This window comes from Alkalibacterium sp. m-11 (assembly GCF_054658155.1).
The window spans coordinates 1-15,742 of sequence record NZ_BAAGIR010000047.1 but is presented as its reverse complement, the minus strand read 5'-3'; the positions used below and the strand labels follow the sequence as shown (position 1 = coordinate 15,742).

Sequence of the window (15,742 nt, the reverse complement as noted above, 5' to 3'; positions counted from 1 at the left end):
TTTGATTCATAAGAAGACCTCTTTTCTGGATTTGTGGTTATCTCTAGATTAAGGGTCTTCTTTCTTTTTGTCTACTTTAATTTCTTGCCCTACTATTTTACTTTCCGACAACTATTTTACACATAGTCCAGTTCCTTTGCTTTGGCATGTCTGAGTACATTGGACAACAGCTCCTGAATGATCCTGAAAAAGTGGTCTTCCATGGTCTGAGCCATTGTAATCGAATCGATTGAATAGTGGATAACGATATCTATCTTCCCCCCCAGTTCCTTCAACAGCTGTTCTATCCCCTCCTTCAATGATTTACCGTCAAGCTGGATCGGTCTGAGATGAAGAAGCAGCGCCCTCATTTCGGTCTGTGAGGCATTTATCGTCTGTTCAACCATCTGGAGCTGTCTGATGATCGAATCAGGACAGTTATCTATCTGCTGATTCACTGCAGACAGCATCATTGAGGATGCGAACAGCTGCTGGCTTACTGAATCATGCAGTTCTCTGGCAATACGATGCCGTTCCTGCTCCAGGATTTCCTCTTTCGTTTCACTGCTCGCTCCGCCGGTTTCCTGAGCATTTCTTAAAGCCTGATCAGCCATGAACATCAGTTTTTCATGCAGGTTGAGAAACTGCCTGTCGACTTCTTCGCTCACCTGCAGCGGTGTATCCAATGAGTACATATTTAAAAAAATTGAGGCGGAATAATGACCTTGGCTCATCATTCTTAGTCCTTCTTCGACTTTCCTCAGTTTCTTTCTCTCAAAAGCTCTTAGATAAGTAAGCGTACTGACAGACAGAACAAATGAGAAAAGTATCAGGTAAACGATCAGCGAAATACCAATGAAATTCGCCTGGTAAAATACGCTTATCCACTGATTTTCTGATAGGGAGAGCAGAATAAAAATAGTTATGAATACTAAGGTAAACAGATACAGAATAAAAAATTTTGCCAGTAAAGATAGAGACTTTTTCATAAATAAATCACCTCTACTTCACCGACAAGCGTATTGGCCACGATCCTCAACTTTCTAAGTGAAGACTGATAATCCTTCGACTGCCACTTTATGGTTTCATTCTTGAGGTCATATTCTTCTGTATCGATAACCAGTTTTCCCAGAGTCAGACTGATATCTAGAGACAGCGCGACATCCTTGGGTACAATGACTTTTGTGTCTCCGAACCCTTTTCTGATGATAATAGTATTTTCTTTTTTGGGTAAAATAGTATTACCTAAATCAAAAAAAGTATCTCCCATCATCTTGGTGAAATTCTTGTCGTCCCACTCGAAAACTTTTTTTCCTTCCGAGTCGTCACCGAACCATCTGTTTCTCGTAAACTTCATTTCTGTTTCAGTCTCTTCATCCCATTCTACTGATATAAACTCCTTCTCATGCCAGTATTTATTTCTTCGAAATAAAGGATCCCTTATAGTACGTGAAAGTTTACTGTCAGAGTTGAACTCTACTATAAGAAATACACTGATAATGGCCCAGAAGGCACTGGTAAATACAAGTGACAAAGCAAAAAACACTACACTTGTCCAGAGCCACTGTGACTTTTTCCCGTCGTCAGTCCTGGAGAACTTGTATAGCAGGAGAAAGAACAACCCGGCAATAAAGAACAGGAGAAGCATCCACGTATTAAATAGCTGATAGAACAGCCAGACGAAAAGTAAAATCATGATCGATTTGTAAATAGAAGAACTCATGAGCAGCTCCCCTCCTCTTTGTTATAGTTACAGTATATCTAAATAGCAGCTTAATAGCACTAGCTTCAATGAAAAATCGGTCTCAGGTTGGATAAAAATAGGGCTGAAAGAAGAGGCAATCTCTCCTTTCAGCCCTGTTAATCAAAATACGTTTGTGATTTCAACTTCAATTGTTCCGCCAGGTGTATTAATCTGGACTTTGTCTCCGACTGTCTTCCCTAAAAGCGCCTGCGCTATAGGAGATTCATTGGAAATTTTACCTGAAAATGGATCTGCTTCTGCTTTTCCAACGATTGTGTACTCTTCCTCGATTCCGTCCGGCAGTTCTTTAAAGATAACTGAACGTCCAAGAGTGACTTCACCCTCCTTGGAGTTGGAGCTGTCGATGATCTGTGCATTCTGAAGCATGTTTTCGATCGTGCTGATACGTCCTTCAATAAATGCCTGTTCATCTTTCGCAGATTCGTATTCAGAGTTCTCTGACAGGTCTCCGAATCCTCTAGCAATTTTTATTCGCTCGACGACCTCTTTACGTTTTACCGTTTTCAGTTCGTTCAATTCATTTTCTAACTTTTCTTTGCCTTCTAGTGTCATTGGATAGACTTTTTCTGTCATCATTTCATTCACCTCATAAAAAATACTTTTATATCTTACTGTTTAGAATCAATTGTTAAAATAATATAAGAAAGAGCTGTCAACTAATTTCTCAATGGAACTAAGATACCACGAACATATGACGTTGTAAAGCGTTTTTAAGAATTAAGCGCCCCTAATTAAAGGGAGCGCTCTTCAAATATTGTATGAATCTTTGTAGTCATTAAATCGATCGCTACCTGGTTTCTTCCCCCTTCAGGGATGATCAGATCTGCATATTTTTTCGTTGGTTCGATAAATTGAGCATGCATGGGTTTGACCACTGTCAGATACTGGTCGATGACACTGTCCAGTGTTCTTCCACGTTCTTCAATGTCCCTCTTAATACGACGAATGATCCTGATATCGTCATCTGTATCAACATACAGCTTGATATCCATCAGGTTTCTTAAGCGGACATCTTCAAGAATAAGTATGCCTTCCAGAATAATTACTTCTTTAGGATCCTGAGTAATTGTCTCTCCACTTCTCGTATGTTTTGTATAATCATACACAGGTTTTTCGATACTATTATAACCTAGTAGCTCGTTCAGATGATTGATCAGCAGGTCAGTATCAAAGGCAAACGGATGATCATAATTGGTTTTTAGTCTTTCTTCAAAACTTAAATGATCCTGATTTTTATAATAAGAATCCTGTTCCAGCATCATTATGGACTTCCCAGGGAAATAGTTGTATATCGCCTGACTGACACTGGTTTTTCCACTTCCGGAACCTCCTGTTACACCTATGACTATTGGTTTATTCTTATCGTCCATGCTTTAATTCCTTCCCTGTTTCTATTTAAATGGTTTTCTCAAGAAAAGCACTGAGCTCTTGTGAACTCAATGCTTTTTTATTATCTTAAATATTTGTTTTGATATTCAAGGTGCTGTTCGTATGTCTCAGAAAAATATATCTTCCTAGTAGATAGATCTGCCAGGAAAAACATGTAATCTGTCTCAGCCGGGTTCATACTTGCCCTAATGGACTCTTCATCCGGGTTATTGACCGGCCCAGGTCCTAATCCTCTGTGTTTATACAAATTGTACGGCGAGTCCACTTCAAGATCATCATATGTGATCCGTTCCTGGTGTTCTCCCAACGCGTAAGTGACACTCACATCGGTCTGAAGAGGCATGTTGATTTCCAGGCGGTTATAGAATACTCCTGAAATGAGTTCCCGGTCTTCATAAGTTATTCCTTCACGTTCTATGAAAGAGGCCATCGTAAGTATTTCGTGCACTGTGGTTTCTCTTTCCTCTATTTCCGCATAATACTGCTCCATAACTTGGTTCATTCTTCCAAGCATCTGGGTCACCAGTTCTTCTAGCGTAGTATCTGCAAATACTTCATAAGTAGCGGGGTAAAGGTAGCCTTCAAGTGTATAGAGCGTTTCTTCTCTCAGGTCCAGGGCTCCTTCAAGCAATTGAGGATACCGTTCCGCTGATGCTTCAAGAAACGCATCATCTTCTACCAGTTCGAAGAATTCCTCGATAGTATACTCAGTCTGATTCTCAACGACAATGGCTACCTGCTCGATCGTGTAGCCTTCGGGAATAGTTAGCCTGCCCGTTGACTCTTCTGTGATCGGAGTAGCGCCTTCCTGCAAATAGGTGACGATTTCGTCAGTCGACATTGATGGAGAGAATAAGTAGTACCCGGCCTGAAACCCTTCTTCACCCGTGAATCTCAAATGGTAATTGAAGACAAAGGCGCTTCGAATGATGTTGTTTTCTTCCAGAATACGTGCAATATCCGTTCTTGATGATCCGATGGGAATCTCAACAGGAACATCCTCATTGCTTTCAGCTTCCAGTGGTTCCAGGGAGGTCGTATAATAATGATACCCCGATACCACTAGTATAATCAGTAGTATGATTAATATAGAAACAATACTCAGAACAATTTTCCTTACTGTTTGAGTAGATTGTCTGTTGGGCATAAACTGTCCATCCTTTACCTGTGTAAGTTATCTCTATCATTATACACAAATTGCAATACAAGCGAAACATTTATTTTGGCTAGCTTGTGCCCATAAGCATAAAAGAGAGTTAACCAATATTTTGAAATTCAGTTCAGAAAAAAAGGATGGAGAGTTTCTCCATCCTGATTTTACGATTAATTAATCGGCTTCTTCGTCACTGATGAATGTATTGAGAACCTCTTCGATCATTTCCCATTCTTCATCTGTTTCGATAGCACTCAGTGTACCTTCCAGTCCACCGTCTGCTTCTTTATAAGAAAAAGCTGATAATTCAACTTCTTCTCCTTCACTAGTGCCTGATGGGAAGACAAGTACGTATGATTTGTCAAAATCTTCAGAGTCGAAAGTGAAAAGAATTTCGTAAAGATCTTCGTTCCCCTCTTCATCTATGATTGTAATATATTCGTGCTCGTGTTCATGATCATGGTTATGGTCGTTTGTCATGTTTGTGCCTCCTCGATTATTTTGACTGCTGATCGAGATAATTCTGAAGAATCATCACTGCCGCCAGCTTGTCTATTACTTTTTTTCTTTTTTTTCTGGATGTATTTCCCTCTTCAATCAGCATACGTGTTGCCTGCATAGTCGTTAGACGTTCATCCTGATAGATCACCGGAAGTCCAAATAGAGTTTCAAGCTGTTCGCCGTAGAACAAGGACTGTTCAGCCCGTTGCCCGATTGAACCATCCATATTTTTCGGAAGACCTACAACTATTTTCTCTATCTCATATTCGTCGATCAACTCTTTCAGACGATCGAATCCCAGTTCATTTTTTGCTTCTCTGATCTGAACCGTCTCTATTCCCTGAGCGGTCCATCCGAAAAGATCACTGACTGCAACACCTACCGTCTTGGAACCGACATCCAGCCCCATTACCCTCATCTATTTCTCACTCTTTAGGTAATGTGTCACCAGTTCTTCCAGTACTTCATCACGTTCATGTCGTTTTATCAGATTACGCGCATCATTGTGTCTTGGAATATAAGCAGGATCTCCAGACAGCAGATAGCCGACAATCTGATTGATCGGATTATATCCTTTTTCTTCCAGAGCTCTGTATACTAATTTCAATGTATCTTCTACACTGTGTTCGTCAACATTTTTAACGTTAAATCGAACGGTATGGTCATTTGAAGTCATTAGTTGTTCCCTCCATACTTTTCCGTAAAAAAACTTATTGAACTGTTTTCATAAGTTTCTATCTGATTATATTTTACTAGAAATCAGGTCAAAGTACAATGTAATCTGGATATCATTTACATGTCGGAATAAATATGAGTTGAATTATAATGTTTTATTAACTGAGCTGTCCTTTTATCCAGTCAGATACTTCTGATAATGCCTGCTTAAGACCTTCAGGTTTTTTTCCTCCTGCCTGAGCAAAGTCCGGTCGGCCTCCACCGCCGCCGTTCACATACGGAGAGATTGCCTTGATAAGATCTCCAGCCTTAAGTCCCAGGTCAACTGCTTTCTGATTCATGGAAACAATCAAGTTGACTTTTTCTTCGTTTCTCAAGCCTAGAACAAGTACATCGGAATATCCTTCCTGTTTCCACTTGTCTGAAAGTTGTCTCAACTGACTCATATCTTTCGCCTTGATTTCTTCTGAAATAAATGTCAACTGGCCAGCGTCCTGTACACGAGTAAACACTTCTTCCGCCTGTGCATTAGCCAGCCTTGAATGCAGCGATTCGTTGGCTTGGTTCAATTCTTTAAGCTCTTTAAACAGGCCTTCGATTCGGGAAGGGACTTCATGAACGGATTGAACTTTCATTAATCTTGATGCTTCATTCAGTACTCTCAGCTGCTCTTCCATCCACTGATACGCTCCCTCGCTGGTCAGTGCAGTAATTCTTCTTGTGCCTGCTCCTATACCAGCTTCAGAAGTGATTTTAAACAACCCGATTTCCGCTGTACTTTTTACATGTGTGCCTCCACATAACTCTTTAGAAAAATCACCGATCATGACTACTCTGACATTCTTCCCATATTTCTCTCCGAACAGTGCCATTGCTCCAAGTTCCTTCGCCTTTTCAAGTGTAGTCTCAACAGTTTCAACAATAAGATTTTCCTGAATCTTTTCGTTGACGATTTGTTCCATTTGCTTAAGCTCATCATCTGTGACTTGCCCAAAATGGGTAAAGTCAAAACGCAGATGATTTTCTTCAACTAATGACCCTGCCTGATTAGCGTGATCCCCCAGAACATCTTTCAGTGCCCGGTGGAGAAGGTGAGTAGCTGTATGATTTCGTTCGATCAGCCGGCGACGTTTTCTGTCAATAACCAGTTTGTATTCCTGATCGACAGCTAGAGTCTGTCTAACTGAAGCGATATGAACAGGCTGCCCATCTGGGCCGGATTTCACTGTACTTACTTCTGCCAGAACGGTGCTGTTCTGGTCCAATATCAGCCCGCTGTCTCCAACTTGTCCACCTTTTTCAGGATAGAAAGGAGAAGCACTGAATATGAGCTGGGCTGAGTCACCGGAAGACACACTGTCAACAAAAGCTTCGTCTTTAATGATTCTCGTCAGCTTGCTTACTTCTTCGTCTTCAGTATACCCAGTGAACTCACTCTTGATTTTCAGATCACTTAACAGAGAAGACTGAACAGCCATCGATCCTTCAGCCTGACGTGCAGCTCTTGCCCGCTCTTTCTGTTTAGACATTTCTTCTTCAAATTCAGGATAATTGATTGTCAGATTCTGTTCACTTACAACTTCTTCAGTCAGTTCCACCGGGAATCCAAATGTATCGTATAGCTGGAAGACATCTTTTCCAGATAAAACAGTCTGATCAGCTTCTTTTAACGTGTCGACCAGTTCATTTACTTTATCCAGTCCGGCAGCCAGCGTCTCAAGGAAACGTTCCTCTTCATTCAAAATGACTTTTGAAATGAATTCGACTGCATTATCAACTTCTGGGTAATGTTCCTTCATGATCGAAGCCACAACAGGAACAAGTTCAGAGAGAAAAGGCTTCTCGATAGATAGTCGTCTGCCATGCATGACACTTCTTCTAAGCAGTCGTCTTAAGACATACCCTCTTCCTTCGTTGGAAGGCAATGCGCCGTCGCTGATCGCAAATGACAATGCACGTACATGATCGGCAATGACTTTGAAGCTGACTTTTGATTCTGCATTATCTTTATAGGACTTGCCTGAAATAGCCTCTACATGTTCAATGATCGGCATGAACAGATCTGTTTCAAAGTTAGTTGGTGTGTCCTGAAGAATGGACAGCATACGTTCAAGACCCATTCCTGTATCGATGTTCTTGTTTGGAAGCGGGTCATAGACATCATTAGGTTTATGATTGAACTGCGAGAAGACCAGGTTCCAGATTTCAAGCCAGCGTTCATTTTCTCCACCAGGATAATTCTCTTCATGCCCTTCAGGGAGGTCGTTGAAGGCCTCTCCCCTGTCATAGAAGATCTCAGAGTTTGGTCCACACGGGCCTTCACCAATATCCCAGAAGTTTCCTTCTTCTTTAACGATATGAGATGTATCGAGTCCGACTTCTTCTTTCCAGATCCGTTCTGCTTCCTCATCATCCGGATAGATCGTCACATAAAGTTTCTCCGGATCAAGCGCCATCCATTTCTCGTCAGTCAGAAATTCCCATGCCCAGATGATTGCTTCTTTCTTGAAGTAATCACCGATCGAAAAGTTTCCAAGCATTTCAAATAAGGTATGGTGTCTGGCAGTTACTCCGACATTTTCAATATCGTTTGTTCTGATACTCTTCTGTGAACTAGCAATGCGTGGGTTTTCAGGTTTGACCGTACCGTCAAAATATTTCTTCATCGTTGCTACTCCGGAGTTCACCCACAGTAATGAGGGATCCTCCACAGGTACCAGCGATGCACTTTTTTCTATTTTATGTCCCTTTTCTTTAAAGAAATCAAGATACATCTGTCTTAGTTCTGCACTAGTTAATTTTTTCATTCGACTCGTCCTTTCAATTTTTAATGCCATAAAAAAAGACTGAATACAGTTACTGCACACAAGGACGTGATTACGCGGTACCACCTTGTTTGCAATAACTTCTATTCAGCCAGTCATTACCTCTTCAGTCTCGTTAACGCCGAGAAAGCGGCATAATTTCTTATGCAGAGTTAAAAGGGAGCACCAAAGACTTCTGACATTCTTTCACCGGAGTGAATGTCTCTCTAACTTTTTATACCTTCAGCATGACCTTTTCAATTGATAAAAGTATAGCGCAGTTTCCTTCTCCAGTCAATATGCTTGACCTGACAGTTTTTCTATCTTATTCATCATCTGTCCGGTCTGTCTCATGATGAATAAAGTATTTTTCCAGGCTGAACCCTCTTCCGAGCACTTCGCTTGCCGGCATGGCCACGACGAATGCATCCGCATCAGCTTTAAGCACGGTTTCTTTAAGCAGAGTGAATTCTCTTTCCTGAATTACTGCCATCAGCATTTCCTTGTCAGTATTTCCATATCCACCACGAATGCCCAGATTTGTAACACCGCGCTGCATCGTGTGCAGAATCTCTTCTCTGATATCCTGTGGGTTATCAGAGATAATGAAGACATTTTTGTTTCTGTTAAAGCCGAGCTGAACCAAGTCAATCGTACGAGATACGATGAACAGAGCAATTAGTGAATACATGACTGTTTCTACATCAAATACCAGAAGAGCGATCAGGATCACCAAACCATCTACCATGATGGTGCTCAGTCCCAGCTGCAAATGAAGGAACTGATAAAGGATCTGTACAATTATGCTTGTACCTCCTGTTGACGCTTTTGCACGGAATACGATTCCGACACCCAGTCCAGTCAGTCCCCCACCGAACAGTGCCGCCAGAAGTGGATCAGAAGTCAGCGCAGGAAAGTGACCAATGAAGCTCAAAAAGAAGGGCAACAGCAGGCTGCCGAGAATCGTTTTATACCCGGCAGCTTTTCCCAGAAGAACAAAACAGAGTACGAGCAGCGGTATATTTAGTGAATACTGGAACAGCGACGGACTCCATCCGAACATGGCATTGGCTGCGATGGACAGACCAGATACGCCTCCTGATACGATATTATTTGGAAGCAGGAAGACCTGGAAGGCTATAGCTGTCAGAAAAGACCCGAAAATGATATAGACATAATCCACCGCACTCAATGTGTATCGTTTTGCTACTCGTAACATTTTATTCCTCCTAATAGGGTATTTGTTCATTTTGATTGCAACTAGCCTATTTTAACATGTCTAGCAAAGAAGTAACAACCACTATCAGGTCAGTTTGTCAAAAATCTTATTAAACTCAAAATATCCTTACAAAATTATTATTTTAACGTATACTATAGCTATATCAAATAGAGTTGGTGACTGAAATGGCTGGCAATTATACTCATCTAATTTTTATAGTCAACGAGTTTTCACGAAAAGGCAAACATACAAAGAAAGCAATTAGAGGCCATATGCTTAGGTATTCTCTTACTTATGAAATACATACAACGCAATATAAGCGGCATGCGGTAGAGCTCGCCTGTACTTTTTCAGATGAAAAGGCTGACGACTGTCTTATCATTGCTGTAGGTGGTGACGGGACATTAAATGAAGTAGTTGAAGGCATCTGCAGATCGGCTAAGAAACGAGCCGTTTCTTATCTGCCTACTGGGTCAGGAAATGACTTTGCCCGTTCTCATGACTTATCCAGATCGATCGAAATATCTCTTGAACGGATACTCTCAAAAGCTGAAGAAACAGAGCTTGACGTCATAACAGGAGTGTCCGACGCCGAAAATCTTATTGCAGTAAACAGTTTGGGTTTTGGTATCGACGGCATGGTAATTGCCAAACTTGATAACAACAAAAAAAAGAAGACCGCTGGAAAGTTTTCTTATTTACTGTCTGTTATTTCAGCCTATTTCGCTCAGAAATCATTTTCCATGAGTATTCATAGTGAAAGTCTGAATCTGTCATTCGACGAAATTCTTCTTATCGTCTGTGCCAACAATAAGTATTTTGGCGGAGGCATTCCGATTCATCCACTGGCAGATCCGCAAGATCAGTACATCGATATCGTAATTGCTGATAAAGTCAGTTTCCTGGAACTTCTTCAGATTTTATATAGAATATTATCCAGTGAGTCTCATCTGTCTCATAAAAAGATACATGCTTACCGAGTAAAGTCCTGTACGTTGAAGTTCGATACGCCTCAGTACGGCCAGCGTGATGGCGAACTTATAGAGAAACATACTCACTCGATTACAATCGATACGATCAAACAACATTTCTGGGTCTGACAATCCTATAATTACAGCTACAGCCCCCCAGCTAACAGGAACTCCAGACGCAAGGGGGGCTATTATTAGGGCTGACACTGTTCCATGCCAATCATCGGATCGATACTGAATGAGTCGACCGCTTCAGGTGTAAGGATGTAAACATTCTTTTCTTCATCATCGCGTTCTCCATCTGAGTTATCTTCTTTTTCTTGTGTGCTTTCTTCAGATAGTGATGAAAGCCTCATTGCAAGAGATGTCTGCCGGGAAGTCGTATGCTCAGTGATGCTTTTTTCAAATGCCCGACGCTCTCCACATAGAAGCAGCGTTTGACTGGCTCGGGTTATTGCAGTATAGACAATATCCTTTTTCAGCATCCTGCCATAGCCAAATACTAGCGGCAGAATAACCATATCATATTCACTGCCCTGTGATTTATGTACAGAACAGCAGTAAGCCAAGGTAATCTTGTTCCATTCCGCCCTAGGATAAGATACTTCTGTGCCATCGAAATCAATGACGAGTTCTTCCGCATTAAGTTCTGATTCTTTAGCTGAAACTATCCCTACGATATATCCCATATCACCGTTAAATACATTTCTTTCCGGATCGTTGACTAGCTGAAGCACCTTGTCCCCTACCCGGTAAACACCATCAGGCTGCTTGACCTCTTTTTTTCGTTTAGATCCAGGGTTGAACAGGTTCTGTAGAAGCTTGTTCAGTTCGTTTATCCCTGCTGCGCCTTTATAGATAGGTGCCAGTACCTGTATCTGCTGAGAGGTATATCCTTTTTCGATCGCTTTTGAGACCAGCAGAGTGACGACGTCCTGAACCTTCTGGGTACTGCAGGTGAAAAAATTACGGTCCTGCTTCTTTTCACTGAAATCTTCAGGAAGAGCGCCTTTTTTTATTTCATGGGCGAGCGTAACAATTGACGAATCGATGCCCTGTCGGTAAATATCTGTCAGCTCCTGAAAAGGAACAACATTACTGTCAAGGATATCCTTCAGTACCTGACCGGGTCCTACTGAAGGAAGCTGGTCCTTATCACCGACCATTATCACTTTCATGTCGTCAGGAACAGCTTTAAGCAACTGATAGGCCAGCCATGTGTCTACCATCGACATTTCATCAATGATCAGTAATGAGCCTTTTAACACTTTCTCTGATTCCTGCAACTCTTCTTCATCATCAGATCCAGTCAGCCCGAGCAGACGATGGATAGTTGACGCAGGCAGGCCTGTCGTTTCTTTCATTCGTTTTGCTGCTCGTCCCGTTGGAGCAGCCAACAGCACCGGAAATGGTTGACCACTGTAATCATCCGGATCCAGACTCAACTCATTCAGTTCAGCAAAAACAGAAACAATGACCTCGAGAACAGTCGTCTTCCCTGTCCCCGGCCCTCCTGTCAGAACAAATACTGGGGACTTCAGAGCATCTCTTACAGCCTTTTTCTGAGAGTCTCCCAGAGCAATGCTTCGTCTGAACTCAAACTCATCGATGGCCTTATCGATACGTTTGTCATCTTCATCATCTGTTCCTTCATCGAGCAGTCGGTCGAATGCATTCGCAATGCCCCACTCGGATGCATAAAGTGACGGGAGATAAAACCGAGTTTCGTCTTTAATGACTGCCTGATCTTCCACCAGTTCGATTACGACTTCTGCTACTTTATCAGGATTGATCAAAAACGGACGACTTTTTTCAAGGATTTCGATCGTATGCTTCAGCAGATATTCCGCATCTACAAATGTATCCCCGCTTTTCATCGTCTGTTCTTCCAGCGTATATAGGATGCCGGCTTTGATTCTTTCCAGCGAATCCCCTTCAATCCCCATTTCTTCAGCAATGGCATCCGCCCGGTTAAATCCTATACCTTCAATTTCTTCGATCAGGATATACGGGTTCTTCTGTATCGTACTTAACGTATTGCCTTCGAAACGCTGATATACCTTATAGGCCAGCTGATTGGAGAGACCGAAATCATTCAGTGCAATGATGATTTTCTGCATGCCCTGCTCCTTATCCAGCACGGTAATCAGCTGCTGTCTTTTTTTGCTGTTAAGTTCTGAAATTGTGTCCAGAACTGACTCGTCCTCCAAAATCCTGTCGATACAGTGAATCCCTAAGTGGTTGACCACCGCCTGCGCACTCTTTTTACCGATTCCTTTGAACCGCGGGCTTGACAGATAAGCGACAATCGCTTCTTCACTGGATGGTTTCTCTTTCAGATATTTAATCGACTGAAACTGAACACCATATTTCGGATGATCTGTCCACTTGCCGATAAATTTGTACTGATCCCCTTCCTGAATCTGACCAAAATTCCCGGTAATAACCAGTTCCTTCTCCTTGAGCGTGTCACTCGATTCGTTCACGCTGATCAGCATCACTTTATAAAAATTTGAGGGATTGGAATAGTAGATGGATAATACTTCACCCGTGACAAAATGTTCGTTTCCTTTATCAAAAAGATTCTGCTGCATGCCGATCCCTCCTCTCTATGTAATTCAGATGATAAATCCCTGTTCACCACTCCGTCTAGCGCTTGTTTCTGTAATCGGTCGGTGAACTGTACTGATATAATTTAAAATTTCTATTGAAAGTTCTTAATGTATTGTAGCCGCATTGATGCGCAATTTCCTTCACTGGCAGGTCTGTGCTGTTCAAAAAATAAACCGCCTGTGTAATTCTGTATCGGTTCAAGTATTCCGTAAATGACATACCGGTGTACTGGTAAAAAAGCTTGGAAAGATAAGCATAGTCGTACTGAATGTCCTGAGCCACCGTCTTGAGGGTGCAGTCCTCATAGTAATGCTCCTCAATGTAAAGGAGAATAGTTTGAATGATTTTTGTTTTTGACGGAAGGATCCGCTGACTGAAAGTCGTGGATCGTGTAAGTTCGTCACAGAATTTATAAAGAATGCTTTTCTGTGAAAAAACAGACGTCATATTCTCCTTTTTAATATCGGCATTCACTGTTATTGTGTTGTTATCAGGAACAGCATGCTTGTACATTGAATAAAAGTCTTTGACCATTTCAGGAGAAAAGATCAGGAGCCTGCAGTGGGACTGATTCTCAGTAATCAGTTCGTGAAGCTGATTAGGAAAAATGAATACTCCTTCGTCTTCTGAAAGATAATAAGATTTCCCTTCGATCTTGACAGTCATTTCCCCTTGTTCAACTATGATAATTTCATAAGCTCTATGAAAATGTAATGGAAAGGAACTGTTTATCAGTTCAGCATAATTAAATGTCTGCGTCTCATCCATCCCATGCTTCTCAAAAAAATACATACAAGTTCCCCTCCCTCCGAAGTTCGCTTTTAATTATACCTTATTTTACTTCTATCATAAATGATGAGATCACATTGTGGCTAAAGGTCCTAGAGCAATAGACAATTAATGCAAAAAAGACCAGGAGCAGCTGGTCCAGTATTCTCCCTGACACTATTAATCAGGCAGGGACTGTCAGTTTCTCATGGTCTTAAGTAATGCGTCTTAAATATATTGAAGCAGTTCGGATTCCTTGTATGCTTTATCGATCAGACCGCCTCCAAGACAGACATCTCCATCATAAAAGACAATAGCTTGTCCGGGTGTGATCGCTCTGGCCGGTTCATCGAAGGTAACAACGGCCGTATTATCTTCTTTGTTCCAGTCTACCGTAACCTTGACGTCTGTCTGGCGGTATCTGAACTTAGCTGTACAGTCGAATGTCTCAGGCAGCTCCTGAGTCGTTGTAAAAGAAAACTGACTCGCTGTCAGATGAGTCGCATACAGGTGCGGATGAGTAAAGCCTTGTCCAACGATCAGCTCGTTAGTTTCAAGATTTTTACCGATAACGAACCATGGCTCATTAGACGTTCCGTTTCCACCAATACCTAATCCTTTTCTCTGACCGATCGTGTAGTACATCAATCCATCGTGCTGCCCCATTACATCACCATCTTCAGTCACCATTTGTCCAGGCTGAGCTGGAAGATAGTTCATCAGGAACTCTTTAAAGTTCTTTTCTCCGATAAAGCAGATTCCAGTCGAATCTTTTTTCCTGGCAGTCGCCAGATCTGCTTCCTCAGCGATTTTTCTGACTTCACTTTTGTCCATCTCACCAAGAGGGAACATCACTCGGGACAACTGATCCTGTGACAGCTGATTAAGGAAGTAAGTCTGATCCTTATTGGAATCGACTCCTCTTAACAGATGTGTTGTTCCATCTTCCTCGCGTCTGACTCTAGCATAGTGTCCCGTAGCCACATAGTCTGCACCCAGACTCATAGCATAATCTAGGAACGCCTTGAATTTGATTTCTTTGTTACACATGACATCAGGATTAGGTGTTCTCCCGCTTTTATATTCTTCAAGGAAGTAAGAAAAGACTTTGTCCCAGTACTCTTTTTCAAAATTGATTGAATAATAGGGCACGCCGATTTTGTTCGCTACCAGAGCGACATCTTTGTAGTCTTCAGTAGCCGTACAGACCCCATTCTCGTCAGTATCATCCCAGTTTTTCATAAATACGCCGACTACATCGTAGCCTTGTTCTTTCAATAATAACGCCGTCACAGAGGAATCTACTCCACCACTCATTCCGACGACTACTCTAGTATTGCTGTTAGCATTTGTCATCACTTCACCATCATTTCAATTAAATTCTGTACACTTGCACGAATTGAAGGTTCGTAAGTTTCCAGTCTGTTTCATTATACTTACTAAAAAGAAGAAATCAAGTCATCCCGGACTTTTTTAGGAGATTCTTATGAAATAAGGTTTCATATGGTATTGATTACCTTAACTGTATCGGTTCTGTCGTCAGTTTGTTCCGTTATTCGCTTGATTATCTGTCATTACAGACTATTTAGCTGGACCTGTATGGCTCAGTTTTTCCAACAGGTATAACTAGACGCGATCTAGTTATACCTTACAGATTCGATCGTCTGGGAAAATGTCACCAGAAGGGCTATAGCTGTAGTTTAAGCCTTCTTAGGTAGTAAAACTTCCACTAGAGTCTCTATAGTGGAAGTAAACTATTCTCTAAATCAATAAGCTGTCAGTGAACTACCCACCACTTAAATCCTCCGGATTTTGAAGTGGGGGCTTCCTACGAACTCCATTCTTGTCTGCACAGATTTCATGCAGACAGAGGAATCGGATATGGGTAGGCTCAAAAGGCAGTCC

At 41.7% G+C, this 15,742-nt stretch carries 14 protein-coding genes; 1 reads left to right on the top strand and 13 read right to left on the bottom strand.

The window, feature by feature from the left end:
* Positions 1-116 precede the first annotated feature (116 nt).
* The 10 genes from ACYQ2O_RS06585 to ACYQ2O_RS06540 all read right to left on the bottom strand — a co-directional run bounded on the left by ACYQ2O_RS06585 (position 117) and on the right by ACYQ2O_RS06540 (position 9,485).
* On the bottom strand, positions 117-968 hold the full coding sequence (locus ACYQ2O_RS06585) for a sensor histidine kinase (RefSeq protein ID WP_459796256.1): 852 nt from the start codon (positions 966-968) through the stop codon (positions 117-119).
* On the bottom strand, positions 965-1,702 hold the full coding sequence (liaF, locus tag ACYQ2O_RS06580; protein ID WP_459796255.1) for a cell wall-active antibiotics response protein LiaF: 738 nt from the start codon (positions 1,700-1,702) through the stop codon (positions 965-967). The genes ACYQ2O_RS06585 and liaF overlap by 4 nt, the downstream gene beginning before the upstream one ends.
* 141 nt (positions 1,703-1,843) lie before the next feature.
* On the bottom strand, positions 1,844-2,317 hold the full coding sequence (greA, locus tag ACYQ2O_RS06575; protein ID WP_459796257.1) for a transcription elongation factor GreA: 474 nt from the start codon (positions 2,315-2,317) through the stop codon (positions 1,844-1,846).
* 158 nt (positions 2,318-2,475) lie between these two features.
* A complete protein-coding gene (gene udk, locus ACYQ2O_RS06570) occupies positions 2,476-3,114 on the bottom strand; it encodes a uridine kinase (protein ID WP_459796254.1) in 639 nt (212 codons plus the stop codon).
* A gap of 80 nt (positions 3,115-3,194) precedes the next feature.
* On the bottom strand, positions 3,195-4,280 hold the full coding sequence (gene mltG, locus ACYQ2O_RS06565) for an endolytic transglycosylase MltG (RefSeq protein ID WP_459796252.1): 1,086 nt from the start codon (positions 4,278-4,280) through the stop codon (positions 3,195-3,197).
* A gap of 180 nt (positions 4,281-4,460) precedes the next feature.
* On the bottom strand, positions 4,461-4,766 hold the full coding sequence (locus ACYQ2O_RS06560) for a DUF1292 domain-containing protein (protein ID WP_346024726.1): 306 nt from the start codon (positions 4,764-4,766) through the stop codon (positions 4,461-4,463).
* A 16-nt stretch (positions 4,767-4,782) separates the two neighbouring features.
* Positions 4,783-5,205, bottom strand: coding sequence for a Holliday junction resolvase RuvX (gene ruvX / locus ACYQ2O_RS06555; protein ID WP_459796251.1), 423 nt, complete (start codon positions 5,203-5,205; stop codon positions 4,783-4,785).
* The gene (locus ACYQ2O_RS06550; RefSeq protein WP_459796249.1) at positions 5,206-5,463 is read right to left on the bottom strand and encodes an IreB family regulatory phosphoprotein; all 258 of its coding nucleotides are present in this window, start codon (positions 5,461-5,463) and stop codon (positions 5,206-5,208) included.
* Positions 5,464-5,620: 157 nt separating this feature from the next.
* Positions 5,621-8,269: an alanine--tRNA ligase gene (gene alaS / locus ACYQ2O_RS06545; protein ID WP_459796248.1), complete on the bottom strand. Its 2,649-nt coding sequence runs from the start codon at positions 8,267-8,269 to the stop codon at positions 5,621-5,623.
* A 322-nt stretch (positions 8,270-8,591) separates the two neighbouring features.
* Entirely contained in the window at positions 8,592-9,485 is an 894-nt protein-coding gene (locus ACYQ2O_RS06540) for a YitT family protein (protein WP_346024730.1), read from the bottom strand.
* Positions 9,486-9,670: 185 nt separating this feature from the next.
* Between ACYQ2O_RS06540 and ACYQ2O_RS06535 the strand changes: the two genes are divergently transcribed.
* Positions 9,671-10,585 (top strand): diacylglycerol/lipid kinase family protein, encoded by a 915-nt coding sequence (locus ACYQ2O_RS06535; RefSeq protein WP_459796247.1) that lies wholly within the window; start codon positions 9,671-9,673, stop codon positions 10,583-10,585.
* 65 nt (positions 10,586-10,650) lie between these two features.
* Here the strand turns inward: ACYQ2O_RS06535 and recD2 are convergent, their stop codons facing one another.
* The 3 genes from recD2 to mnmA all read right to left on the bottom strand — a co-directional run bounded on the left by recD2 (position 10,651) and on the right by mnmA (position 15,193).
* Positions 10,651-13,050, bottom strand: coding sequence for an SF1B family DNA helicase RecD2 (gene recD2, locus ACYQ2O_RS06530; protein ID WP_459796245.1), 2,400 nt, complete (start codon positions 13,048-13,050; stop codon positions 10,651-10,653).
* Positions 13,051-13,105: 55 nt separating this feature from the next.
* Positions 13,106-13,861, bottom strand: a complete 756-nt coding sequence (locus ACYQ2O_RS06525; RefSeq protein ID WP_346024733.1) for an AraC family transcriptional regulator — start codon at positions 13,859-13,861, stop codon at positions 13,106-13,108.
* Positions 13,862-14,065: 204 nt separating this feature from the next.
* A complete protein-coding gene (mnmA, locus tag ACYQ2O_RS06520; protein WP_346024734.1) occupies positions 14,066-15,193 on the bottom strand; it encodes a tRNA 2-thiouridine(34) synthase MnmA in 1,128 nt (375 codons plus the stop codon).
* Positions 15,194-15,742 lie beyond the last annotated feature (549 nt).